This window comes from Sphingomonas sp. SphC10 (genome assembly GCF_057004845.1).
This window is the reverse complement of sequence record NZ_CM168044.1, coordinates 1741634-1766448: the sequence shown is the minus strand read 5'-3', so window position 1 is coordinate 1766448 and position 24815 is coordinate 1741634. Positions and strand designations below refer to the sequence as shown.

The 24815-nt window shown below is 67.3% G+C and carries 15 protein-coding genes; 7 read left to right on the top strand and 8 right to left on the bottom strand.

Features of this window, described 5'->3' with window-relative positions; translation table 11 throughout:
- Window positions 1-50: 50 nt before the first annotated feature.
- Complete coding sequence (locus ACWKSV_RS07875; RefSeq protein ID WP_076716906.1) at window positions 51-503, bottom strand: hypothetical protein; 453 nt, start codon at window positions 501-503, stop codon at window positions 51-53.
- 152 nt (window positions 504-655) lie between these two features.
- Here ACWKSV_RS07875 and ACWKSV_RS07870 point away from each other — a divergent pair, with 152 nt between their 5' ends.
- Genes ACWKSV_RS07870 through ACWKSV_RS07860 form a run of 3 tightly spaced genes read left to right on the top strand, consistent with a single transcriptional unit; the run spans window position 656 to window position 4788 of the window.
- Window positions 656-3262, top strand: coding sequence for a PAS domain-containing protein (locus ACWKSV_RS07870; RefSeq protein ID WP_216637071.1), 2607 nt, complete (start codon window positions 656-658; stop codon window positions 3260-3262).
- Window positions 3263-3321: 59 nt separating this feature from the next.
- Window positions 3322-4032 carry a hypothetical protein gene (locus tag ACWKSV_RS07865; RefSeq protein WP_237243404.1) on the top strand — a complete coding sequence of 237 codons (711 nt, stop codon included), beginning with the start codon at window positions 3322-3324 and terminating at the stop codon, window positions 4030-4032.
- A gap of 60 nt (window positions 4033-4092) precedes the next feature.
- Window positions 4093-4788, top strand: coding sequence for an HAD family hydrolase (locus ACWKSV_RS07860; RefSeq protein WP_076716903.1), 696 nt, complete (start codon window positions 4093-4095; stop codon window positions 4786-4788).
- A 155-nt stretch (window positions 4789-4943) separates the two neighbouring features.
- Here the strand turns inward: ACWKSV_RS07860 and ACWKSV_RS07855 are convergent, their stop codons facing one another.
- Together ACWKSV_RS07855 and ACWKSV_RS07850 are read right to left on the bottom strand one after the other, a co-directional pair.
- Window positions 4944-5891 (bottom strand): cell wall hydrolase, encoded by a 948-nt coding sequence (locus ACWKSV_RS07855; RefSeq protein WP_237243403.1) that lies wholly within the window; start codon window positions 5889-5891, stop codon window positions 4944-4946.
- An 80-nt stretch (window positions 5892-5971) separates the two neighbouring features.
- Complete coding sequence (locus tag ACWKSV_RS07850) at window positions 5972-8404, bottom strand: TonB-dependent receptor (RefSeq protein WP_076716902.1); 2433 nt, start codon at window positions 8402-8404, stop codon at window positions 5972-5974.
- A gap of 174 nt (window positions 8405-8578) precedes the next feature.
- Between ACWKSV_RS07850 and ACWKSV_RS07845 the strand changes: the two genes are divergently transcribed.
- The gene (locus ACWKSV_RS07845; protein ID WP_156884305.1) at window positions 8579-10252 is read left to right on the top strand and encodes an alkaline phosphatase D family protein; all 1674 of its coding nucleotides are present in this window, start codon (window positions 8579-8581) and stop codon (window positions 10250-10252) included.
- 21 nt (window positions 10253-10273) lie between these two features.
- On the opposite strand, the gene ACWKSV_RS07840 is transcribed toward ACWKSV_RS07845, so the two are convergent.
- Window positions 10274-10945: an AcvB/VirJ family lysyl-phosphatidylglycerol hydrolase gene (locus ACWKSV_RS07840; RefSeq protein ID WP_338468929.1), complete on the bottom strand. Its 672-nt coding sequence runs from the start codon at window positions 10943-10945 to the stop codon at window positions 10274-10276.
- 274 nt (window positions 10946-11219) lie between these two features.
- Here ACWKSV_RS07840 and ACWKSV_RS07835 point away from each other — a divergent pair, with 274 nt between their 5' ends.
- Complete coding sequence (locus tag ACWKSV_RS07835; RefSeq protein ID WP_076716897.1) at window positions 11220-14522, top strand: trifunctional glycoside hydrolase family 18/polysaccharide deacetylase/glycosyltransferase family 2 protein; 3303 nt, start codon at window positions 11220-11222, stop codon at window positions 14520-14522.
- 139 nt (window positions 14523-14661) lie between these two features.
- Here the strand turns inward: ACWKSV_RS07835 and ACWKSV_RS07830 are convergent, their stop codons facing one another.
- The 3 genes from ACWKSV_RS07830 to ACWKSV_RS07820 all read right to left on the bottom strand — a co-directional run bounded on the left by ACWKSV_RS07830 (window position 14662) and on the right by ACWKSV_RS07820 (window position 17082).
- Window positions 14662-15909, bottom strand: coding sequence for a sensor histidine kinase (locus tag ACWKSV_RS07830; RefSeq protein WP_240456406.1), 1248 nt, complete (start codon window positions 15907-15909; stop codon window positions 14662-14664).
- An 86-nt stretch (window positions 15910-15995) separates the two neighbouring features.
- A complete protein-coding gene (locus ACWKSV_RS07825; protein WP_076716894.1) occupies window positions 15996-16685 on the bottom strand; it encodes a winged helix-turn-helix domain-containing protein in 690 nt (229 codons plus the stop codon).
- Window positions 16654-17082, bottom strand: a complete 429-nt coding sequence (locus ACWKSV_RS07820; RefSeq protein ID WP_056434084.1) for a PDZ domain-containing protein — start codon at window positions 17080-17082, stop codon at window positions 16654-16656. Before ACWKSV_RS07820 ends, ACWKSV_RS07825 begins: the two co-directional genes overlap by 32 nt.
- Window positions 17083-17432: 350 nt before the next feature.
- Here ACWKSV_RS07820 and mprF point away from each other — a divergent pair, with 350 nt between their 5' ends.
- The gene (gene mprF, locus ACWKSV_RS07815) at window positions 17433-19988 is read left to right on the top strand and encodes a bifunctional lysylphosphatidylglycerol flippase/synthetase MprF (protein WP_083706789.1); all 2556 of its coding nucleotides are present in this window, start codon (window positions 17433-17435) and stop codon (window positions 19986-19988) included.
- A gap of 193 nt (window positions 19989-20181) precedes the next feature.
- Here the strand turns inward: mprF and ACWKSV_RS07810 are convergent, their stop codons facing one another.
- On the bottom strand, window positions 20182-21237 hold the full coding sequence (locus ACWKSV_RS07810) for a glycosylasparaginase (protein WP_076718286.1): 1056 nt from the start codon (window positions 21235-21237) through the stop codon (window positions 20182-20184).
- 353 nt (window positions 21238-21590) lie between these two features.
- Between ACWKSV_RS07810 and ACWKSV_RS07805 the strand changes: the two genes are divergently transcribed.
- Window positions 21591-24683: a TonB-dependent receptor plug domain-containing protein gene (locus ACWKSV_RS07805; RefSeq protein ID WP_083706681.1), complete on the top strand. Its 3093-nt coding sequence runs from the start codon at window positions 21591-21593 to the stop codon at window positions 24681-24683.
- Window positions 24684-24815: the final 132 nt, after the last annotated feature.

Here is a 24815-nt window from a genome sequence, read left to right as displayed (position 1 = left end):
GCATCATGGAAACGTCGCGGGCGGTAAGCAGCGACGTCGGATGAGACGGGTCAGGAAAGCGCGGGCGGTCCCCGCAAGGGCGGCCGCAGATAGGGCGCGACGGCGGGCCGGGGCAGGACCGGCATGGCCAAGCCGACCGCCATGACGAAGGCGATGAGCAGGGCCAGCTGGATCGGATCGGTCGCCGCCAGACCGGGGGCGGTCAGCCCGGCAAAGGCGCAGGGCATCTCGCGGCCGTGATCCTGGCCCGAATGGCCCGAACCGTGGTCGCTCCGATGATGGCTCATGGCGGCACGGTCCATCGCCATGGCCCCGTCATGCGCCATCGGAACCGGGGCAGGGGCTGGCACTGGCGCGCTGCCCGGGCACAGGATGATCGCCGCCCGACCATCGACCTGCCCGATCATATAGCCCGCCGGGATCAACAGCTTGAGCAGCAGCGCCGTCGCGCAGATCAGCACGGCGAGATGGCGTTGCGCGAACAGGCTGCGGATCGCCGTCACGGCGCATGGGGTAGTCGAGCGGGTCGCCACTGTCACTCGGACAGATCAACCCAGGGACAAAATGGCCGACATGCAGGCGGATCCGCCACAATGCCCTGGCTTGCCCGCTCTCAACGCTGGCGCTGGACCACAGTCTGTTGCAGGGTCGCATCATGGTGCACTCCCCCGCCTTTGCTTTTCTCAACGGCGTATCGGGCCGTATCGTCGACGAGATGATCGCGTTCGACTGGACGACGACCAGCCTCGGGTCCCCCGACACATGGCCCGCCGCGCTGAAGGCCCAGATCGCGACGATGATCGCGTGCCCGGCGCCCATGTATCTGGTCTGGGGGCCGGATCTGGTGTCCTTCTACAACGATGCCTATCGCCCGATGCTGGGCTATCGCGCCGCCACCGCCATGGGGACGCCCTTCCGTATCCTGTGGGGCAGCATCTGGGACGATATCGCGCCACTCGTCGACGTCGCGCTGTCGGGCAAGGTCGCGCAGGTCACCGACATGCGGCTCGACTTGGCACGCGAGGGCAAGCCCGAAGAGGCCTATTGGTCCTTTTCCTATTCGCCGGTCTTTGACGATCAGGGGCAGATTTCGGGCATGATCTGCGTCACCGGCGAGACGACCGCCCGGGTGTTGGCCGAGCGGCACCAGCGGGAGGCGGACGAGCGGCTGGAACTGGCCCTCAGCTCGGGCGCGCATGTTGGCATGTGGGATTGGGACGTGGTGAACGATTCGATCCGTACGGACCCGCGCTTCGCGACCATGTACGGCGTCGATCCGGCGGCGGCCAAGGCGGGCTTGCCGATCGCCGAATTCTTCAAGGGCATTCACCCTGATGACCGAGAGCGCGTCGAGCGCGAAGTCGCGGAGGCGATGGCGGGGCTGGGGGCGGGGTTGGGGGCGGGCACCGATGATGCCGCAGGCCGCTTCGCCTCCGAATATCGGCTGGTCCAGGCCGATGGCACCATTCATTGGGTGTCGGCGCGGGGCCGCTGCATCGCCGATGAGAATGGGCGTTGCGTGCGATTTCCGGGCGTCAGCTTCGACATCACCGACCGCGTCTGCGTCGAACAGCAATTGCGCGAGAGCGAGGCGCGGGCCCGGCTGAATGCCGAGCGGGTGCAACTGGCCCAGGAGGCCGGGGCGATCATCGGCACCTGGTTCTGGGATCTGGTGACCAACCGCTTCACCTGCGACGAGCCGTTCGCGCGACATTTCGGGCTGGATCCCGCCCATGGTCATGAAGGGGTGCAACTGGAGCAGGTGGTCGAACTGGTCCATCCCGACGACCGCGCCGGTCTGTCGGAGGCGGTGCAGGAGGCGATCATGCGGGGTGGCGCCTATGCGCACCAATATCGCGTCCGCCGCCATGACGGCCATTACCATTGGCTGGAAGCCATTGGCCGGGTCGATCACTCGGCTGAGGGTATGCCGATCCAGTTTCCCGGCGTCCTGATCGATGTCGGCCTGCGCCGTGCGCTGGAAGTAGAGCGCGACACGGCCATCGCCGAACTCCGCGCGCTGACCGACCAACTGGAACAGCGTGTCGCCGACCGCACCGCCGAACTGATGCGGGCCGAGGAGGCGCTGCGCCAGAGCCAGAAGATGGAGGCGGTAGGCCAGCTGACCGGCGGTCTGGCGCACGACTTCAACAATCTGCTCGCCGGGATTTCGGGGTCGCTGGAGCTGATGGCGCTCCGGCTGGCGCAGGGGCGGGTGAACGACGTCGACCGCTATATGGACGCCGCACAGGGGGCGACGCGGCGCGCGGCGGCGCTGACCCATCGGCTGCTCGCCTTTTCCCGGCGGCAGACCTTGGCGCCCAAGCCGACCGATATCGCCGCGCTGGTCGCGGGCATGACCGACCTGATCCGCCGTACGGTGGGGCCGGGCATCGCGCTGGAGACGCAAGGATCGGACGATCTGTGGACCGTGCTGGTCGATGCGCCGCAGCTGGAGAATGCGCTGCTGAACCTGTGCATCAACGCGCGCGACGCGATGCCGGGCGGCGGGCGGATCGCGATCGAGATGGTCAATCGCCGCCTGGACCAGGACAATGCCCGCTTCGCCGATATACCGGACGGCGAATATCTGGCGCTGTGCGTCACCGATACCGGCACGGGCATGACGCCCGAGGTGATGGAAAAGGCGTTCGACCCTTTCTTCACCACCAAGCCGCTGGGGCAGGGGACCGGGCTGGGGCTGAGCATGATCTATGGCTTTGCCCAGCAATCGGGCGGTCAGGTCCGCATCCGTTCGGCGCCGGGCGAGGGCACGACGGTGTTCCTCTATCTGCCGCGCCATCACGGCCCCGCCGAGCGGGACGGCGAAAATGCCGCCGGTGCCCCCGCCAACGCATCGGGGGCGGGCGAGACCGTGCTGGTCGTCGATGACGAGGCGACGGTGCGGATGATGATCGCCGACGTGCTGCGCGACATGGGATACCGGGTGATCGAGGCGGCGGACAGCGTCGAGGGGATGGCCGTGCTGCGCTCGGCCGAGCGCATCGACCTGCTCGTCACCGATGTCGGCCTGCCCGGTGGCATGAACGGGCGGCAGCTGGCCGAGGCGGCACGGGAGTTGCGACATGAATTGAATGTCATGTTCGTCACGGGCTATGCAGAGAATGCGGTGCTGAACAGCGGGCATCTGTCGCCGGGCATGCAGTTGCTGACCAAGCCCTTCACGGTGGATGCGCTGGTCACGGGAATACAGGCGGCGATGGGCGCGGGCGCGCGGCGGTACGAACCCCACGCGCCCTGATACGCCCGGCGGCGATGGCTCCGGCACCGCGGTACTGCGTAATGCCTGGGAGTTTCACGATGTTCATGACCGGCCGCCTGGCTTTTTCCACCCTGGCCCTTCTGCTCTTCGGCGTTCCCGCCGCCGCCCAGACCGGCCCCGATATCCCGGAGCCGATGGTGTTCGACATGATCCGCCCGCTGACCGCCAAGGCGGGCGAGATCGAGGTCAACACGCTGGCGCAGCGCGACCTGACCGGGCCGCGCGGCGAACTGGAATGGGCGCCGGAAGTCGAACTGGCGGTGGCGGACGGCTTTGCGGTCGAACTCGAACTGCCGCTCATCGATAGCCGCGTGGTCCAATACAAGATGGGGCTTCAGAAGCGGCTGGGCAGCTTCCGGGGCGGGCGGAGCGTGCACGGCGTCCAGTATCTGGGGCTGCACGACCGAGAGGAGGGCGGCTGGACCTCGACCCTGTTATGGCTGCTCGGCAATCGTTTCGGCGAGCGGTGGAGCACGATGACGATGCTCGGCGTCGGCGACGTGACCCTACGCGAGGGCAACGAGACGGGGACGATCATCAACCACTCGACCTTCTACGACGTGAATCCCGACACGGTGCTGGGCCTGGAGATGAACCGGCAGAATGGGCAGGGTGCCTATTGGCTGCTGATGCCGCAGGTCCACCGCGCGATCGGCAAGCTGGGGGTGCAGGGCGGCGTCGGCGCGGAAAAGGCACGTGGCGAGCGGTTCCGGCCGCGTTTGGGCTTGCGCCTGATCCGCGAGCTGTGATGGAAAAAAACCTGCCAAGAACGTGGGGCCAGGAACGAGGGGCAAAATGGGAGACACGGCATGACCATCGCGCTGATCTGCCTCGATGCGGATGACACGCTCTGGCACAATATGCGCCACTTTGCGGCGACCGAGGAGGCGCTGGTCGGCCTGCTCGCCCCCTTTGCCGAGGCGCGCGTCGCCCGCGCCACGCTGGAGGCGTGCGAAGCGCGCAATCTGCGGCTCTATGGCTATGGGGCCAAGGGTTTCACCCTGTCGATGATCGAGACGGCGGTGGAATTGGCGGGGCCGACCCTGCCCACCGACCTGATCGCGCGCGTGCTGGAAGCAGGGCGGCAATTGCTGGCGCATCCGGTCGAACTGCTCGACGGTATCGCCGACACGATCGAGGCGTTGCGCGAGCGGGGGAAGCTGGTGCTGGTGACGAAGGGCGACCTGCTGCATCAGGAAGCGAAGCTGGCGGCGTCCGGGCTCGGTTCGCATTTCGACGACGTGGCGATCGTCAGCGACAAGACGCCGGATACCTTTCGCGGTATCTTCGCCCGCCACGGTGTCGCGCCCGAACAGGCGGTGATGGCCGGGGACTCGATGCGTTCCGACATATTGCCCGCGCTGGCGGCGGGCGCCTGGGCCGCGTTCATCCCGCAACCGCTGGCATGGAGCCATGAAGCAGGCGACGCGCCGGTCGACCATCCCCGCTTCCGCCAGCTGGAGCGATTGGGCGACCTGCCCGCGTGGATCGACACGATCGGTTGATCTTTCCTCCCCTGTAAGGGCAGGCGGCGGCCCGAAGGCCTGACGGAGGGGTGTCGGCATCAGATAGGGAATCCCCCTTGCGACCGGGTACACCCCTCCACCACCGGGCTGGCGCCCGGCGGTCCCCCTCCTATGGGGGAGGAATAGGTCCTCGATCAGCCCGGATCGCTTTCCTCACTGACGATCACGCCGGATGTGGCTTCCCCGCCATGGGCAAAGCCGTTGCGGTGGATGCGGACGCCCGCCGTAGATACTGGCGTGGGCTTCGCATCGGGCACCCCGGCCATGGCCTCGGCCCGTTGCTCGCCACGGTGGATGGTCACGCCGTACATCGCCTCGGCCATCGGCGCGGCGGCGGGATTCTGGACGGTGACGGGGAGGGGAATGTTGGGCTCCACCCCCGCATAATCCTGGCGGAAGGACAGGTCGCGTTCCAGCGCCCCGCGCCAGCGATAGAAGATATGCGTGCCGACCGAGCCGATCCGGCTGAGGCTGGAGGCCCACCAGGGCAGAACGTAATTGGCATGGTAGAAGGTCGCGGCCCCGACCGGCGCATAGACCAATCCGGCGAGAGCAGCCTGCGCCACGGCGGCGGCGCGGTTCCAGGCGGCGGGGTCGCGGGGTTGCAGCATCGATCCGTCACAGGTGAAGCTGAACTGGCAACCGGTCGACCGTTCCGACCCCTGATAGACGACGCCGCAGATGCTTTTGGGGAAAGCCCGGTCGCGGACCCGGTTGAGCACGACCTGCGCCACCGCGCGCTGGCCGTCGACCGGCTCGGAGCGGGCCTCGTAATAGATGGCGGCGGTCAGGCACTCGGCGGCGCGGGCCGCATCGGTCGCGGTGCGCGCGGCGCCGCTGAAGGCGGGGGCGGCGGCCATTTCGATGGGGGTATTGCCGCTGATCGCCTCGGGCAGGTCGGTGTCGGGCACGTCGAGCGCGAGCTGGCGCAGCAGCGTCCGCGCGGTCGGCGGCGGCACATCCAGCGTCAGATGCGCCGACCGCTCGCGGACGGGGGTGCAGGAGGTGGCAACCGCCAGGCTCGCCACCAACATCAACCAGCGCAGCACGATATCCGCTTCCCAACCCATGGCCCAGGCCATCGCCTCTAGCGGTCCGGGGTTAGGAAGCGGTTAAATGCCCATAGGATAGCCCCTTCCCTGAAGGGAAGGGGCGTTACTTGCTAAAAACGCGCGCCCAGTTCCACGCCGTAGAAGCGTGGTTCGCCCGCGATATAGGTCGGGGTGCTGAACGTGCCGCCGGTATTGCCCGCATCGATCAGATAGCGCTTGTTCGTCAGGTTGCGCGCGAAGCCGCCGACATGGAAGCGGCCCTGGTCGCCGAACTCGACGCCCGCACGCAGATTGACCAGCGTATAGCCGCCCTGCGAGATCGCCTCGCTGTTGGGCAGTTCGAAGAACACCTTGGAGCGGTAGGTGGCGCTGGGCGTCGCATAGAAGGTCGCCGACGTGCCCAGCGGGATGCGCAGGTTCGCGCCGCCCGACGCGGTGGTGTCGGGCTGCAGGCGGAAACGGTTGCCCGCGAAGACGCCGTTCGACGGATCATTGCCGATGCCGCCATCGATATAGGCGAAGGTGCCGAACAGGCTCAGCCAGCGATGGACCGCGACATTGGCCTCCAGCTCGACGCCAAGGTTGTCGGCGGACCCGGCGCTGCGCGTCACGGTCAGGCCATTCTCGAACACCGAAACCTGGAAACCCTTGTACCGCTGGTAGAAGACCGAGGCCGCGCCCGAGAACGCGCCGACCCGCCCCTTGATGCCGCCCTCGTAATTCCAGACATTTTCGGCCGGAATGATCTGAAGCCGGGGGATGGCGCCCGAATTGGCGACGCTCAGGGGCACGATGCGCTGCGCGTCGAGCTGCACCACCGGCGAGCGGCGGCCCTTGCTGACCGTGGCATAGACGTTCACATCGTCGTTCAGGCGGTATAGCGCATTGAAGCGCGGCAGGATCGCGGCATAGCTGCGCTCGGCAGTGAATTTCTGCCCCTTGGTATTGGCGGCGGCGAGCAGGCTGGTGAAGATTCCGGCCCCCGCCAGCAACCGGCTGTCGGGCATGACCGAGCTGTAACCCGACTGTCGATCCTCGATCAGCACACGGGCCCCGGCCGTCAGTTCCAGCGCGTCCGTGGGAATCCAGGTGGCGTCGGCAAAGACCGAATAGGTGTCGGTATTGCCGTAATTGGCGAAGCTGGCGCTGTAGGGGACGACGGTCGCCGTCCCGCGCGACAGGATCGCGGTGGCGCGCGTCGCCGGGATGGTGCCGTTGGCCGCGACGCAGGCGGTGCTGGTCGGCAGTCCGGCACCGTTCAGGATCTGGCGGATCGGCGCGAAGTCGCGGGCCACCGAACAGGCCAGATAGGTGCCTTCCTCGGTCGAGAAGGGCACGCGCTGCTGCCCATTTTCGAAAAAGGCGTTCCAACCGAAGGAGGCGCGGTAATGCGCGCCGTCAAAGGCGAAGCGGCTTTCATGGCTCCACTGATCGCCCTTGGCGTCCTCGCCGAACTCCAAATACCAGGCGGGGCCGCCGTCCGCGTCGAAGATTTCGAGCGCGTCGAACCGGCGATAGCCGTTGACCGTGGTGAAGGTGATGCCCGGCGCGACATCGACCGCGACCGTCAGGTTCGCGTCATAGACGTTGCGCGTCAGCCCCAGCTTGCGCCGTCCCAGCACCTCGGCGGAGAAGGGCGAGCCGGACAGCTCGGCATAGCCATAGTCGCCGGTCTGGCCGCCGGTGGGGGCGAAGACGCGGCTCTTGAACGCGGTGCCGGGATTGCGCTGTCCGTCATAGGTCAGCACCAGATCGGCGGTGAGCGACGAATTGGGCGTCCAGCGCAACGACCCGCGAACGCCCCGCTGATCCTGCCCGTTCAGATCGTCCTGATCGACCCGGCCCTGATTCTGATTGGCGACCTTGGGATCGCCCGCGATGTTGCGGACATAGCCGTCGCGATATTTGTAGGCGAAGGCGATCCGCCCGGCGAGCGTGTCGTTGCCCGCGTTCAGATAGCCCGACACCTGGCTCCGGTCGAAATTGCCATAGGAGACCAGGATGCCGCCCTCGGTCCCGGCGCGTGGTTTGGCGGAGATGATGTTGATCGCGCCGATGGCGGCGGCGGTGCCGAACAGCGTCGCCTGCGGCCCCTTCACCACCTCGATCCGCTCGATATCGTACAGATCCTGATAGGCGCCGCGCGTCCGGCTGATGTCGACGCCGTTATAATAGAGCGTGACCCGCGCACCCTGCTGGGCCGAGCCCGAGTCCGAGGTGATGCCCCGGATCACGAAGCCGGGATTGTTCGCGCTCTGCTCCTGGATCTGGAGGCCGGGGATATATTGCGCGACTTCGGACAGCGCGTTGACGCCCAGGTCCGCCATGCGCGCCCCCGTGACGGCGGTGACGGTGACGGGCACGTCCTCGATCCGCTGTTCTCGCTTCTGCGCGGTGACGATGACGTCGGGATTGCCATCCGCGTCGCGCGCATCCTCCTGCGGCTGGATCATCGCCTGTGCCGTCGCCGCCTGGATGAAGGCCGCCTGAGACAGGCCAGCCAGCAGCACAGCCGCGCTGACGCGGCCGATCGTCGAATTCATGATGTCCCCCGGTATTGCCCCTGTTTTGTGGTTCCTTAGGCAAGAGGAATTACCAGTCGGTGTCCACGATATGGCAAATTGATGACAGTTGTCGTCTGTCGCCAAACCGTCATGGCTCCGCCATCGGACTGTCGCGCACCGCGCCTAGCCGTCCGGTCCGAAAGGACCGATACGATGACGATGATGAATCGACGCCGCGCGATGGCGCTGATGGGGAGCGGGGCCAGCCTGGCCTTGCCGACGACCCTGGTGGAGGCGGCGGCTCCGGCGGTACGGTTCGATCATGGCGTGGCCAGCGGCGATCCCTCGGCGGCCGGTGCGATCCTGTGGACCCGCGCGACGCCCGCGGAAGGGCAGGGGGGCGACATCGCCCTGACCTGGCACGTCGCGCCGATGGGTGGCAGCGATGCGGTGGGCCTGCACACCGGCCGGGTCACGGCGCGCGCGGCGCGCGACTTCACCGCCAAGGTCGAGGTGGCGGGGCTGCAACCGGGGCGCGACTATCGCTATTGGTTCGAGACGGCGGGGGGCCAGCGTTCGCCCGAGGGGCGTTTCCGCACCCTGCCGCGCGGGCGGGTCGAGGAACTGGCGCTGGCGGTGGTGTCGTGCCAGCTTTATCCTGGCGGCCTGTTCAACGCCTATGACGCGATTGCGAAGACCGAGCGGCTCGACGCGGTGGTCCATCTGGGCGACTATATCTATGAATATGGCGCGGACGGTTACGGCACGAAGACCGGGCATGAACTGAACCGCCTGCCCGAGCCTGCGCACGAAATCGTGACGCTCGCCGATTATCGCCAGCGCCATGCTCAGGTGAAGCGCGACCCCGACATGCAGGCGGCACATGCCCGCGCGGCGTTCATCTGCGTCTGGGACGATCACGAGGTCGCCAATGACGACTGGATCGGCGGCGCGGAGAACCACCAGCCCGCCACCGAAGGCGATTGGGGCAAGCGCAAGGCGGCGGCGATGCAGGCCTATTTCGAATGGATGCCGATCCGCGATCCCCGGCCCGGCCAGCCCTGGGAAGCGATCAACCGCAGCTTCGATTTCGGCGACCTCGCCACGCTGGTGATGGTGGAGACGCGGTTGCTCGCCCGGTCGAAGCAGGTGGCGGCGGCCAAGGGCGAAGCGCCCCAGCCCGAGGAATATGCCGCGATGATGGCCGAACGCGCGCGGCCCGAGCGCGAACTGCTCGGCGCAGGGCAGCTCGGCTGGATCGAGCGGACGCTGACCGCCTCGGTCAAGGCGGGGACGCCGTGGCAGGTGATCGGCAACCAGGTGGTGATGGCGCGGATCGACGGTCCCGACCTGGAAAAGCAGATGGGGCCACAGGGTTATGCCAAGCTGACCGAACGCCTGTCGGAGGGCGAGCGCCAGCGGCTGGGCGAGGCGCAGGCCTCGTATCGCGCGGGCCTGCCGCTGAATTTCGACAGCTGGGACGGGTATCCGGCGGCGCGCGAGCGGCTTTACGCCGCGTTCCGGCGTGCGGGGTCGCGGCCGGTCGTCGTGTCGGGCGACAGCCATGCCGCCTGGGCCAACGACCTGTATGACGCCAGCGGCAAGCTGGTCGCGGCGGAGTTCGCGGGTACGTCCGTCACCAGCCCCTCCTGGGGCGACATGATGCCCGGTATCGGGCGCGAGATCGCGGCGGCCAATCCGAAGGTCGTCCGCTTCTGCGATCAGGACGACAAGGGGTATCTGCACCTGACGCTGACCCGCGACACCGCGACGGCGCGCTACATGACGGTGTCTACGGTGCTGGCCAAGCCCTATGCGCTGGGCTGCGCCGCCGTGTGGCGGACACGCAAAGACGCGGATACGCCGATTGAGGCGATCACCGCCTGATCGTCCGGCGTTCCTCCCCCGTCAATCGGCGGGGGAGGGCGCCCGGCGCACCGCCGCTTCGACATGGGCGACCAGATTGGCGTCGTCATGGTTGAGATAGTGGTCGCCGGGCAGCGCCACGACACGGACATTGGGCTGTTTCAGCATAGGGCACAGGCTGTCGGGCTCACGCACGCCATAGATGCAGGTCATCGGCACCCAGTCGATCTGCCGCGCGGTCGTGATCCCCAGGCTGTCGGGCTTGCCCATATAGGCGAGGCCGGAAGGGTCGGAGCGGAAAAAGGCCGTCTCACCCGGCACCACCAGCACGACCGCCGAGATTGCCTTGCGCAGATCGGCGGGCAGATGCGCCAGCCCCGTCTGAAGCATGTCCGAGCCATAGGATTGGCCGAGTAGCACGAGCTTTCGCTCGCCCCTTTCGGCCTCGGCCCGGCGGACGAGGTCGGCGATCACTTCATCCACCTGTGCGGCGGTGCGGCGCTCGCGGAACAGCACCGGCGAGTTGACGCCCATCACCTCGATCCCGTCGGCGCTCAGCGACCGCGCGATCACCCCGCCCATGCCATAGCGCAGGCCCATGTCGCCCGACAGCGACAGCACCAGGATCGGCTGGACCCTGCCCTGCGCCGGAAAGCGGATGAACGGATCCTTGTCGAAATAACTGCCCGAATAGAGAAGGATAGCGGCAATCACAGCAAGCAGCCCCAGCGCGACTCCAAGCATAAGGCGCCATCTGGAGCGCAGGCGGGCGAGAAGTTCGACCATGACGTGTCCTAATGTTCGTCGGCAATCCTTGTCACGGATGGGATGAATGAGAAGCGGGGGTGTCATGAAAAATCTGTAATGTTGTGATCACGCGCTCTATGTCAGTGATCTGGCATCGGCTGGCTGATGGAAACGCGAGCTTAAGCGGTCGGGGGTAATAGGCCGCCATAGCATTCGCGTATTGGACCAAGGATCGACACCGTTGAGCAACCCGATCTTCTTTGACCCGACGGGCCGTCGGGGCACCTGGGCACGGCGCGCCGTCGCGGTGACGATCCTGGCGGTGATCGTCGCCGCCATCGCCTTTGCCACGACACTGGTCGCGGTGCCGAATTCGGGCGTGCTGCCCCTGCCCTTCGCGCGGCGGCAGGCGATGACGCTGGAGCCGACCGCGCAGCTGAAGGGGCGGCGTGGCGAGTGGCTGCCCCGCAAGTCGGTGGCACAGAACCATACGCCGCTGACCGTCGCCTTCTATACCCCGGGCAATGATTCCGCGCTGGCGTCGCTCCATGCGCATATGGGGCAGATCGACTGGCTGGTCCCCGGCCTGATGAACGTGTCGGGTCCCAAGGGGCAGCTGACGATCGACAACGATGCCAAGCTCGCCAGCCTGCTTTCGCGCGCGGCCAAGCCGCCGCGCCTGTTGCCGATGGTGCAGAACCTGTCCGACGACGAGTGGGACGGCCAGACCATCGCGCGGATCATCGCCAGCCCGGCGGCGTCCGAAAAGCTGGCGACCCAGCTCGGCCAGTCGATCGCGACCAACCGCCAGTCGGGCCTGGTCGTCGATTTCGAGAATTTGCCCGCCAATGCCATGGCGGGCTATCCCCGGCTGCTCCAGCGGATCAAGGCGCACCTGCCCAAGGGCGCCGTGCTGGCCGTCACCGTCCCCGCCGAGGACGAGGCGTGGCAGTTGCAGCGTCTGGCCAAGGTCGTCGATCGTATCATCCTGATGGCCTATGACCAGCATTGGCAGACCGGCACCCCCGGGCCGATCGCGGCGCAGCCCTGGTTCCTCCAGGCGTCGGAAAAGGCGCTGCGCGAGGTCGGGCGCGACAAGCTGATCGTGGCGCTGGGCAGCTATGGCTATGACTGGCCCGCCAAGGGGCCGGCCGAGGCGCGGTCGATCGAAGAAGCATGGCTGATCGCGCATGACAGCCAGGCAAAGGTGACGTTCGACCAGGCGAGCGGCAATGCCGGTTTCGCCTATGACGAGAATGGCGAGCATCACACCGTGTGGATGCTCGACGCCGCGACCAGTTGGAACCAACTCCAGGCGCTGAAGCGGCTGGGTATCGATGATGTCGCCTTCTGGCAGCTGGGCAGCGAGGACCCCGGTCTTTGGGCCGACTTCGCCGCGTTCCGCAGCACCGCGCGGGGCGTCATTCCCCGGCTGGGTGCCGTCGCCTCGCCGCTGAACGTCGATGTCGAGGGGGCGGGCGAAATCCTGCGCATCACCGCCCAGCCGACCCAGGGCGAGCGCGGACTGAAATATGACAAGGACGGGGTGATCCGGAACGAGGTCTATCGCACCTATCCGACGCCCTATGTCGTGCAGCGGGCGGGCGCGGTCCCGAAGACGATCGCGCTGACCTTCGACGACGGGCCCGATCCGGAATGGACGCCCAAGATCCTGGACGTGTTGGAGCGCGAGCATGTGCCCGCCACCTTCTTCGTGATCGGCGAGAATGCGCTGCAACACCCGCAGCTGCTTCGCCGGATCGTCGCGGGCGGCAGCGAACTGGGCAATCACAGTTACACCCATCCCAACATGGCAACGACGGGCGCGCGGACGATCAAGCTGGAGCTGAACGCCACCAAGCGGCTGATCCAGGCCTATACCGGCCGATCGACCACGTTGTTCCGTGCGCCCTATTTCGGCGACGCCGAGCCGACGACGGCGGACGAGATCGATCCCGCCCTGATCGCGCAGAATCTGGGTTATACGGTCGTCGGCCTGCATGTCGATCCGAACGACTGGCAGCGGCCCGGCACCGACGCGATTGTCCAGCAGACGATCGATCAGGTGCACGGCGCGACGCCCGACAATTCGGCCAATGTCGTCCTGCTCCACGATGGCGGCGGCGACCGCCAACAGACGGTCGAGGCGCTGCCCCGCATCATCGATACGCTGCGCGCCGAGGGCTATCGCTTCGTCCCCGCTTCGCAGCTGGTCGGGGTCAGCCGCGACCAGGCGATGCCGCTGGTCGAGGGGCATGACCTGCTGGCGGTGCGCACCGACGTCGCGATCTTCGTGGTGCTGGCCTTCTTGTCGGCTTCGCTCGCCTGGCTGTTCTATCTTGCCATTGCGCTCGGCATTGCGCGTGCGGTCGTGATGGCGGGGCTGGCCTGGTTCCAGGGGCGCAAGTCCAAGCCGGTGCCGCCGGTATTTACCCCCAGCGTGTCGGTCATCATCCCCGCCTATAATGAGGAGCGGGTGATCGTCCGGTCGGTCGAGCGGGTGCTGGCCAGCGACTATCCGGGCCTTCAGATCATCGTCGCCGATGACGGGTCGAAGGATGGGACAAGCGCCGTGGTGCGTGAGGCGTTCGCGAACGAACCGCGCGTCCGGCTGCTGACGCTGGTCAATGGCGGCAAGGCGGCGGCGCTGAACCGGGCGCTGCTGGACGCGACCGGCGAAGTGCTGATCGCGCTGGACGCCGATACCCAGTTCGAGCCGGAGACGATCGCCAAGCTGGCGCGCTGGTTCGCCGATCCCAAGCTCGGCGCCGTCGCGGGCGATGCGCGGGTGGGCAACCGGGTCAATCTGGTCACCCGCTGGCAGGCGGTCGAATATATCACCGCGCAGAATCTGGAGCGCCGCGCGCTGGCCGGATTCGATGCGATGACGGTGGTGCCGGGTGCGGTCGGGGCGTGGCGTCGCGCCGCACTGGATGCGGTGGGCGGCTATCCGGAGGATACGCTGGCCGAGGATCAGGACCTGACCATCGCGATCCAGCGGGCCGGGTGGCGCGTGACCTATGATCCGCGCGCCGTCGCCTGGACCGAAGCGCCCGAGAGCTTCCGCGCGCTCGCCAAGCAGCGTTACCGCTGGGCGTTCGGCACGCTGCAATGCCTGTGGAAGCACCGCAGCGTGTTGCGCACCGGCAAGCCCGCCGGGCTGGCGCGGATCGGCCTGCCGCAGGCGTGGCTGTTCCAGATCCTGTTCGCCGCCATCTCGCCGCTGATCGACCTGGCGCTGATCCTGTCGGTCATCGGAACGGCAGTGCGCGTCGGCCAGCATGGCTGGGCGCAGACGCAGACCGACGTGTTCCAGATGGCGGCCTATTGGACGGCCTTCACCGCGATCGACGTGTTGTGTGGCTGGCTGGCCTATCGCCTGGACGGCAACCGGGTGCGCTACCCCGCGCATCTGCTGGTCGCGCAGCGGCTGGTCTATCGCCAGATCATGTACTGGGTCGTGCTGCGCGCGATCAGTTCGGCAATTGGCGGGTGGATCGTGGGTTGGGGCAAGCTGGAGCGGACGGGGAATGTGGGGGCGTAACCCCTCGATCCTCCCCATCTTCGATGGGGAGGGGGACCGCCGGGCGTAAGCCCGGTGGTGGAGGGGCGGGGGGGGCTTGCCCCTCCACCATCGCTGGCGCGATGGTCCCCCTCCCCAAGCGAGCTTGGGGAGGATGGAGTCAGCCCAGCGTCAACCTCACCCGCAACCCCGGCGCGTTATCCTCCAGCGCCACGCTGCCGCCATGCAGATGCGCCACGGCACTGGCCAGCGACAGGCCCAGGCCCGCGCCGCTCTCGGTTCGCGCCGCGTCCAGCCGCCCGAACCGCTTCAACGCCTCGTCCCGGCGGTCTTCGGGGATACCCGGGCCGTCATCGGCGACGATCAGCACCGGCCCCGGCTCGACCCGGACGACCACCTCGCCCGCGCCATATTTCAGCGCATTGTCGATCAGATTGGCGATCGCCTGACCCAGCAGTTCGCGGTGCACGCGCGCCACCAGCATTTCCGGCCCCTCGGCCCGGATGGTCATGCCGCGATCCTCGGCCAGCGGCTCGAACATGTCGGCCACGTCGCGGATCATGGCGCCCAGATCGGCCTCGACAAAGGCGTCGCGGCCCAGCCCCGCCTCGGCCCGGCTGATGCGCAGTGCGGTATCCAGCATGGCGAGCAGCCGGTCGCCTTCCTCCAGCGCGCGACCGACCGCGACCCGCGCATTCTCGTCCCGGCTTTCGGCCAGTGCGCGGTCCAGCGTCGCGCGCAACCGGGTCAGCGGCGAGCGCAAGTCATGCGCCAGCCCGTCGGTCGCGACCTTCAGTTCGGTCATCAGCAGCGCGATCCGGTCGAGCATGGCATTGACCGCCAGCGCCAGCGCGTCGAACGCATCGTCGCCGCCATTGGGCGCGACACGGCGCGACAGGTCCCCGGCGGCGACCGCATGGGCGGTGGCGACCGTATCCTCCAGCCGCCGCTCGATCATCCGCGCGGCGATCCAGGCGGCGAGGGCGGCCAGCACGATCGCCGCCGCCATGCCGACCGCCATCGCCTCTTCCATCGCCAGCGCGACGCGCAACTCGCTCTCGACGACATGGCCCGCCAGCATCCGCGAACCATCGGGCAGGCGGGTCGCCATCACCCGCATCCGTTCGGGCAGCGAATGGCCGATGCGGAAGATTTCGATCGTCGCGGCACCCGGCGCAGGAACGTTGGGCGGCCATTCGGCGATGTTGCCCGCCACGAAGCGCCCCTGCGCATCGGTCAGCAGGATGACCGACAAGGGCAGCCGGTCCGTGGTCAGCCGCCGGTCGACCGCTGCGCGCACGGCCTTTTGCCCGCCCGACAGCCACATGCCCGCCAGTTCGTCGCGCAGGTCGCTGGCGGCATCCTCGGCCTGCGCCGTGATCTCGCTGCGGGTCAGGTGGCGGACCATGACCACCATCGCGCCCGCACCGATCAGTTGCAGCGCGAAGACCAGCAGCGCGAACCGCAGCGTGGTCGAGCGGAGGACCGCCGGTGCTATTTCTCGACCCCCAGCTTATAGCCCGACCCGCGTACCGTATGGAGCAGCGGGCGGGCAAAGCCTTCGTCGATCTTCTTGCGCAACCGGCTGATATGCACGTCGGTGACGTTGGTGTTGGGGTCGAAATGGAAATCCCACACCCCCTCCAGCAACATGGTGCGGGTCACGACCTGGTCGACATGCTGGAGCAGATATTCGAGCAGCCGATATTCGCGCGGTTGCAGGTCGATCGGCTTGCCCGCGCGACGGACGCGGTGGGCAAGCAGGTCCATCTCCAGGTCGTCGCACACCAGCTTGGTCTGGGGCGCATTGCCGGTGGTCCCGCCGCGCCGGATCAGCAGGCGGACGCGCGCCAGCAACTCGGCGAAAACGAAGGGCTTGGTGAGGTAGTCGTCCGAGCCGGAGGTCAGGCCCGCCACCCGGTCCTCGGGCGAGGACAGGGCCGACAGGATCAGGACCGGCGATACGATCCCCGCCGCACGGATCGCGGCCAGCACCGACATGCCGTCCATGCCGGGCAGCATCCGGTCGAGAATGATGCAGTCATAGGTGCCGTCGGTCGCATGGAACAGGCCGTCGCGGCCATTGGCCGCATGGTCGATCAGAAAACCCTCTTCCCGCAAGCCGTTGGCGATGTAATCCGCCGTCGAGCGGTCATCTTCGATCAGCAAAATCCTGTTGGCCACGCTGTCCTCCCGAGCCGCTCCTTAGCAGCGTGATCGTGAGGAGGCCATGGTCGCGCGCGACCTGAAGACGCATGGGCGTGTCGCTGGCCAGCGCGGCCTCGTCGCGCAACATGGCGAAGGACGTGGCCGGATGGCCGTCGACCGACAGGACCATGTCGCCGACATGCAGCGGCGGCTTGACCAAAGCGGCGGCATCGTCGTCGACATCGCTGCGCAGGCTGGTAACGACCAGGCCGGGTCGCCCCTCCGCGACGGGTGCGAAGGTCGCGCCGTACAGCGTCGAGGGACGGTGCGGCCCGGCATGAAGCGGCATATGCCCGACCAGCAGCGCAAAGGCCGCTCCGCCGATCAGCGCCGCCATCCCCGCGCTCCAGCCGACGATCCGCAGGCTTTTCATCGCGGCCCCCGATCGCGCACGCGCCGCCCCGGCACGGGGAGGGCCAGCCCTGTTTTCGCGACGGAGAAAGGCGATGCGTTCACGTCACCGTCCTACTCCACACCACCTGAGGGAAGGGTGGGCGAAGCATGACGCTTCTGTCATGAAGGGCGGGATGAGTGGATGACGAACTTGTCATGGCCCCGTAAGGCGGCGGGGGCGGCAACGCTTCTATGCCGCTGTCCGGCCGGGGTATCTGGGGGCCGAAAAGCAAGTGAGATGGACGCGAGTGGGGCGGATATGACAGGCGGTCGGATCATGACGATCGCGAGATGGGCGGCCCGGTGACGACGCATTCCAAGCTGGCGTCGATGGTCGACCGGGTCCTTGCCTATGCCAAGGCGCGGCGCGGTTATCTGGCGGCGGGTGCGGTCCTGCTGCTCGTCGCGCTCGGCCTGTCGGCGCTGCATCATTTGACCCGGACGGTTCGGCTGAGCGACGTCCGCGCCGCTTTCTACGCGATCGACCCGCACCAGATCATGGTGTCGGTCGGCTTCACCGTCGCAAGCTATATCGCGCTGACCTTCTACGACGTGATCGCGCTGCGCGTCATCGGGCGGCCTTTGCGCTGGCGGACGGCGGCGGTGGCGTCCTTCACCAGCTATACGCTCAGCCACAATCTGGGGCTGGGGCTGCTGACCGGCGGATCGGCGCGCTACCGCGTCTATGCCGCGGCCGGGCTGGATGGGCCGGACATCGCGCGGGTCATCGCCATCGCCAGCGCGACCTTCTGGTTCGGGGTGTTTACCGTCACCGGGTTCGGGCTGTTGTTCCATGAGGGGCCGCTCACCGTCGAGCATTTCGTATTGGGCCAAGGCGTCGTCCGCTGGCTGGGCGGTGCGGTGGTGGCGGGGGCGCTGGGCCTGATCCTGCTGTGCGCGCTGCGGCCCGGGCAGCGGATCGGCTGGCGCGCGTGGAGCGTGCCGCTGCCCACGCCTGCGCAAGCCGTGGCGCAGATCGGGATCGCCTCGCTGGACCTCGCCTGTGCCAGCTCGGCGCTGTTCGTGCTGCTGCCGGGTGCGTCGATCGACCTGCTGCCCGCCTTCCTGCTCGCCTATGCGCTGGCGATCATCGTCGCGCTGGTCAGCCATGTGCCGGGTGGTATCGGCGTGTTCGAAGCGGTGGTGCTGGCGACGGTGCCGGCCGACCGGACCGCACTCTTCGCCGCGCTGATCGCCTATCGCGTCCTTTACTACCTCGCCCCGCTGGCGTTGGGTATTGCGCTGCTGGCCTGGGACGAAGTGCGGCGGCGGCCGATCCGGGCGCTGCGCGATCTTCGCCGGGTGCTGCTGGGCATCGCGCCGACCGTGTTGAGCGCGGCCTGTTTCGGCGGCGGGGCGATCCTGCTGCTGTCGGGGTCGCTGCCCGCCATTCCGCAGCGCGTGCACCAGCTCGTCCATATCGTACCGCTGCCCTTTATCGAGGCATCGCACTTCGCCGCGAGCCTGGTCGGCACCGGCCTGTTGCTGCTGGCGCCGGGGCTCTACCGGCGGCTCGACGGGGCAAGCCTGGCGGCCCGCGCGCTGCTGGTCGCGGGGGCCGTCTTCTCGCTGGCCAAGGGTATCGATTATGAGGAAGCGGCGGTCTGCCTGAGCATCGCGCTCCTCCTCCAGATGAGCCGCAAGGCCTTTTACCGGCGCACGTCGCTGGTCGCGCGGCCGCTGTCGCCCGCCTGGCTGCTCAGCGTCGCGGTGGTGATCGTCGGAACCGGGTGGATCGGCTTCTTCGCCTATAAGCATGTCGATTATCAGGAAGCGCTCTGGTGGCGGTTCGCGCTGTCGGACGACGCGTCGCGTTTCCTGCGCGCGGGGCTGGGCGTGGCGGTGATGCTGGCAGGAGCCGGGCTGTGGCGGCTGTTCCTGGCGGCCCCGCCGGGCGAGACGGACCATCCGGCGATGGAGCAGGTGCTCAGCGTGGTCAAACAGGCCGAGCGGACCGACGCTGCGCTGGCGCTGCTGGGCGACAAGCGCTTCCTGTTCTCGCCCGAGGGCGATGCCTTTGTGATGTATCAAGTGCGTGGCACCAGCTGGATCGCGATGGGCGATCCCGTCGGCCCGCGTGCCGCCTGGGCCGATCTGTTGTGGCAGTTGCGGACGATGGCGGACGCGGCGCAAGGCAGGCTGCTCCTCTATCAGATCACCCCCGACGGCCTGGAGATCGCGATCGAGATGGGGTTGCAGATCATCAAATATGGCGAAGAGGCGCTGATCGATCTTTCGACCTTCGCGCTGGAGGGCGGGCGGATGCGCGGTCTTCGCCAGACGCTCAACAGGTTCCGCACGCGCGAGAACGCCAGCTTCGCGATCCTGCCCGCCGCCGACGTGGCAACGATCCTTCCCGAACTGAAGGCCGTGTCCGACGACTGGCTGCTGGAAAAGGGGCATGGCGAAAAGGGGTTCAGCCTGGGGCGGTTCGATCCAGCCTATCTGGCCCTGACCGATTGTGCGGTGGTGCGGGTCGAGGGGCGGATCGTCGCCTTTGCCAATATCTGGAAGTCCGGGGATCGGCGCGAGCTGTCGGTCGACCTGATGCGCCATGTCGAGGACGCCCCCGGCGGGGTGATGGACTATCTGTTCGTCGAGCTGATGCTGTGGGGGCGGCAGCAAGGCTATGGCCGCTTCGCGTTGGGTCTGGCGCCGCTATCGGGTGTGGACGGGCGGCGGCTGGGACCGACCTGGGCGAAGATCGCGGCCTTGGTGTTCCGGCATGGCGAGCGCTTCTACGGCTTCCGGGGCCTGCGGGCCTATAAGGAGAAGTTCCAGCCGGAATGGGCGCCGCGCTATATCGCGGGGCCGCGCGGGTTGGGGCTGGTCAAGGCGCTGCGCGATCTGAACGCGCTGATCGCCGATGGGGGTGAGGCCAACTGATCCTCCCCGGCACGGGGAGGGGGTGTGGGGACTTTGCCTTGCCCCCGGCAAGGCAAGATTGTGCTGGGGGCACAATCTCGTCCCTACACCGCGAAGCGGTGGTGGAGGGGGCGTGCGGCAAAGACCATCCCTTGCGGAAGCCCCCCTCCGTCAGCGCTCTGCGCTGCCACCTCCCCGTGCCGGGGAGGATTGCTCAGGCCTTGAACAGCGAAGGGGCCTTTTCCACCCGCGTCTTTCCGGCCGCATCCGTCACCGCATAGGTAAAGCCCGGCAACAGACAGAAGGCCCCGATCCGCCCGCGCGTATCCATCGCCAGGAAGCCGACCTGCACGCCCTTGATCGCATCGCCGCGCAGCGAGGCGATATGCCTGGCGGCTTCCTCGCATGCCGCCTGCGGGCTCATGCCGTGGCGCATCGAGGCGACGACGCGCGCGGTGCCGACGGTGCGGGTGACTTCCTCGCCCAGCCCGGTGGAGGTCGCACCGCCCACGCCGCGCTCGACATAGAGGCCCGAGCCGACCTGCGGCGAGTCCCCGACGCGGCCGCGCATCTTGAACGCCATTCCGGACGTGGTGCAGGCGCCCGCCATCCGCCCACTGGCATCGCGCGCGAGCATCCCGATCGTGTCATGGTCCAGCGCACCGCCCGGCGTGCCGGGTCGCCCCGCGCCGTATGTGCCGGTCTCGCTATTGGCGACGGGCTTGTAATTCTGCGTCTTCAGCCAGTCGCGCCACGCCTTTTCCGCTTCCGGGGTCAGCAGGTTGACGCGCGGAAAGCCCCGGTCGCGGGCGAAGCGCGTCGCGCCTTCACCGACCAGGAAGGTGTGGGGGGTATGTTCCATCACCGCGCGCGCGACCGAGATGGCGTGGACCGTATCCTCCAGCGCGGCGACCGCGCCGACGCCGCCTGCATCGTCCATGATGACCGCGTCGAGCGTGACATGCCCGTCGCGATCGGGATAGCCGCTATAGCCGACCGAATGGTTGTTCGGGTCGGCCTCCGGCACCATCACGCCTGCCTCGACCATATCGATCAGCGATCCGCCGCTGCGCCCCTTGGCGAAGGCGGCGTCATTGGCGGGGGCGCCGAAGTCCCAGGTCGACACGATGACGGCATCGGACCCGGTGCCTGCCGTCGCCGTCGTCTTGGCCAGCGCGCGTACCGGCGCGGCGAGCCCCGCCCCGATCCCGGCCCCGATTCCCGCCAACGAGGCGATCCCGCCCAGAAAAGCGCGTCGTTCGTCCTGCATGATATGCTCCATCCCCGACGGGTCGTCTCGACCCTCTTCTCGAGGCGGATACTGCGGGGGGAAAGCCAAAGCCGCAAGGGGTGGGGCAACCGATATGGAACCACTTGACCGAATCAATGGTAGAGAGCGTTGATCCGTCTCAGCAAATATATCTCGGCACTGTGTCGAAACATTTCTGGAGCTTAACCCAAGACATTGAAATCGTTTTAAATTGTGTCTTTCTGGTGACACCGGCCCATGAATGTAGCGATGGGTGATGCATAGGTATGCATTAGGTATTGACCCTATGGGCCAAAAACATTGTCCTTTCCTTCTACCCGGCATCCCATCGGCCGGGATGAAGGGGAGACCTCATGAGAATCCAGCAGTCCGCATCGTGGTTGGCGCTTTCCGCCGCCTCCCTGATGCTCGTCGCACCCGCCGCCGCGCAGCAGGTCGGATCGACCGCCGCGCAGGACGGCACCACCCAGGACGATAATACCGACGCCTCGATCAGCGCCAACGCCGCGCAGACCCGCTCCGCCGCGATCAGCGGTACGCCGCAGGCGTCGAGCGGCGGCGAGGTCGTCGTCACCGGCACGCGCATCGTCCGCCCCAATCTCGCCTCCGCCGCGCCGATCACCTCGGTCACGCGCCAGGATATCCAGGCCCAGGCCCCGCTGAACGTCGAGGAAGTGCTGAACCGCCTGCCGCAGGTCGCCCCCGACGCGCAGTCCAACTATGCGGACTCGGACGGTCGTCAGCGGATCAAGCTGCGCAGCCTGGGCTTCGAGCGGACGCTGGTACTGGTCGACGGCAAGCGTCTGGGCACCCAGAACGGCCAGGACACGGGCATCATCCCGGCCAGCCTGCTGGAGCGTGTCGACGTGCTGTCGGGCGGCGCGTCGTCGGTCTATGGCTCGGACGCGATCGCGGGCGTCGTCAACTTCGTCCTACGCAAGGATTTCGAGGGGCTTCGCCTCGACGGCAACTATAATTTCTACAACCACAACAACACCAGCAACATCGTCACCCCGATCGCCAGCGCGGCCGGGTTCGGCAGCCCGCGCGGGCTGACCAATGACGGCGGGCGTTCCGACATCACGGTGACGGCGGGCAAGAAGCTGCTCGGCGACCGGCTGAACGTCTCGGGCTTCTTCAACTATCGCCAGGCCGACCTGGTCCAGAACGGCGCGCGCTCCTACGCCGCCTGCCCGGTCGCGCAGCTGACCAAGGACTCGGCGCTGTCCTGCTCGCCGTTGTCCACCTATTCACGCAGCGGCTTCGTCTCGCCCACCTCTGGCCCCAACGCCAACGCGCAATATGTGAACAATCCCGATGGCACGCGCAGCTTCGTGCCCTGGGGCCCGGGGGCGGGCAATGCCGCCAACCCCTATGACGACGTGTCCTTCCAGCGTGCCAATGAGCGCTACACGGCGGGCGGCTTCGTCAACCTGAAGATCGCGCCCGAGGTCGAGATCTATGGCGACGGCATCTGGTTCCGCGACACCTCCGAGAACCCGACGCCGCGCCGGGTCTATTCCTACACCGTGGCGGGCACCACGCCCTATCAGGTGAATTGCGACAACCCCTTCCTGTCGGCAGGGCAGGCGGGTGCGCTGGGCTGCACCGGCACGACCGGCTATGTGCCGCTCGACGTGCGCTATCGCTTCGACGGACAGCCCGCCCAGGCGGACCGATTCGTCAATATGGGCTTCCGTGCGACCGGCGGCGTCCGGGGCAAGATCGGCGAGGCCTGGTCCTATGATGTGGGCGGCGTCTATGCCCGCAACCAGCAGGATTGGTATCTCGGCCCGACGTCGCAGAACGACCGGGTCAACCGGGCGCTCGACGTCGTCAACGTCAACGGCACCCCGACCTGTCGCTCGGTGGTCAACGGCACCGACCCGTCCTGCGTCCCCTTCGACGCGTTCCGTGCGGGGTCGGGCAGCAATGCGCTGACCAACTATCTGTTCTCCAGCGGTGCCACCGGCCAGCGGCGGACGATCACCCAGCTGTTCGACGCGATCGCGGTCGTGAACGGCGACCTGACCACCTATGGCATCAAGAGCCCCTGGGCCGAGGATGGCCTGGCCGTGTCGCTGGGCACCGAATATCGCAAGGACCGGCTGATCTCAACCGCCGATGCGGGCTTTGTCGACCAGTTCGGCGATCAGGACGCCCGTCTGTCGCAGGACGTCTGGGAGTCGAATATCGAGCTTCAGGCGCCGCTGATCCAGAACAAGCCGTTCGCCCATCTGTTGCAGACCAATGGCGGCTTCCGCGTCTCGAAGTACAGCTCCAATCCCAAGAGCTTCTCGACCTGGAAGATCGAAGGTCTGTACGCGCCGGTTGCCGACATCACCTTCCGCGCCTCGTACAACAAGGCGCAGCGCGCGCCGACGGTGATCGAGATCCGCCAGGCGACCCAGGTCAATTTCGGCCGCAACACGACCCTCGCCGACTTCTGCGCCCCCGTATCGCGCACCTTGCCCGATGGCACCGTGACGACCACGCCGCTCGCCTCGCGCGAGCTGTGCAGCAAGACCGGTCTGGCCGACAATCTGTATGGCAGCGCCTCGCTGCTTTGCCCGACCGAGGGGTGCACGACGCGTTCGGGCGGATTCACCGCCGATCCCGAAACCGCCTATACCCTGACCTATGGCCTCGTCGTGAAGCCCAGCTTCATTCCGGGCCTGGTCTTCTCGGTCGACCGCTATCAGGTGCGGATCGTCAACTCGCTGGGCTATAACGGCGCGGATTATTATCTGCAGGGCTGTCTGGCGTCGAACGGCGACCCGTTCTTCTGCAACGGCATCGTCCGCGATCCGGTGACGGGTTCGATCGGCAATGCACCGGCGGGCAATCCCTCGACCGGCTTCGTGCGGCAGGGCACGACCAACTATTACCGTACGCTCGCCAATGGCTGGGACTTCCAGGGCCAGTATTCGCTGGACCTGAACGGCGCGGGCCGCCTGGACTGGGGCTTCAACGGCTCGCTGTCGACGCTGGCCGGTGGTCAGGACTCGCCGCTGCGCAGCCAGTATAACTGCGCCGGTTATTTCTCGAACGGCATCTCGTGCGGGCAGCTGGTTCCGAAATGGGCGCACACGCTGCGCACCACCTGGACGACGCCGGACCGGACGTTCAATGCCTCGTTCAACTGGCGCTATACCGGCTCGCTGACCACCGCGAACAATTCGGGCAATGCGGATATCGGCGGCACGCCGGAGCGGTTCCAGAACAGCTTCGCCCGCATCGCACCGCAGAGCTTCTTCGACCTCGCGCTGACCTGGAACATCGCGCGCAAGTTCGCTTTCCGGATCATCGCGAACAACCTGTTCGACAAGACGCCGCCGATCATTCCGAACTCGTACCAGGTCGCCCTGTCGCGCTCGAACACCGCGCCGCAGCGTTACGACGCGCTGGGCCGCCAGCTCGCGATCGGCACGACGATCACCTTCTGACCTTCCTCCGGCGAGGTGTTTCGGCACCTCGCCAACCCCTGAACTGAAAAGGCCGGTCGTCCTGACGGACAACCGGCCTTATTTTTTGCAAAGCGTTCATGTGGCCTTCGACTTCGCTCAGGCTGAACGGAG

Bases quoted from the DNA above. Each gene is read 5' to 3' on its own strand.
- ACWKSV_RS07820 (WP_056434084.1), bottom strand. From the start codon at position 17,082: ATGAAAAGCCTGCGGATCGTCGGCTGGAGCGCGGGGATGGCGGCGCTG.
- ACWKSV_RS07870 (WP_216637071.1), top strand. From the start codon at position 656: ATGGTGCACTCCCCCGCCTTTGCTTTTCTCAACGGCGTATCGGGCCGT.
- ACWKSV_RS07865 (WP_237243404.1), top strand. From the start codon at position 3,322: ATGTTCATGACCGGCCGCCTGGCTTTTTCCACCCTGGCCCTTCTGCTC.
- ACWKSV_RS07830 (WP_240456406.1), bottom strand. From the start codon at position 15,909: ATGGTCCGCCACCTGACCCGCAGCGAGATCACGGCGCAGGCCGAGGAT.
- ACWKSV_RS07805 (WP_083706681.1), top strand. From the start codon at position 21,591: ATGAGAATCCAGCAGTCCGCATCGTGGTTGGCGCTTTCCGCCGCCTCC.
- ACWKSV_RS07810 (WP_076718286.1), bottom strand. From the start codon at position 21,237: ATGCAGGACGAACGACGCGCTTTTCTGGGCGGGATCGCCTCGTTGGCG.
- mprF (WP_083706789.1), top strand. From the start codon at position 17,433: ATGGTCGACCGGGTCCTTGCCTATGCCAAGGCGCGGCGCGGTTATCTG.
- ACWKSV_RS07845 (WP_156884305.1), top strand. From the start codon at position 8,579: ATGACGATGATGAATCGACGCCGCGCGATGGCGCTGATGGGGAGCGGG.
- ACWKSV_RS07860 (WP_076716903.1), top strand. From the start codon at position 4,093: ATGACCATCGCGCTGATCTGCCTCGATGCGGATGACACGCTCTGGCAC.
- ACWKSV_RS07850 (WP_076716902.1), bottom strand. From the start codon at position 8,404: ATGAATTCGACGATCGGCCGCGTCAGCGCGGCTGTGCTGCTGGCTGGC.
- ACWKSV_RS07855 (WP_237243403.1), bottom strand. From the start codon at position 5,891: ATGGCCTGGGCCATGGGTTGGGAAGCGGATATCGTGCTGCGCTGGTTG.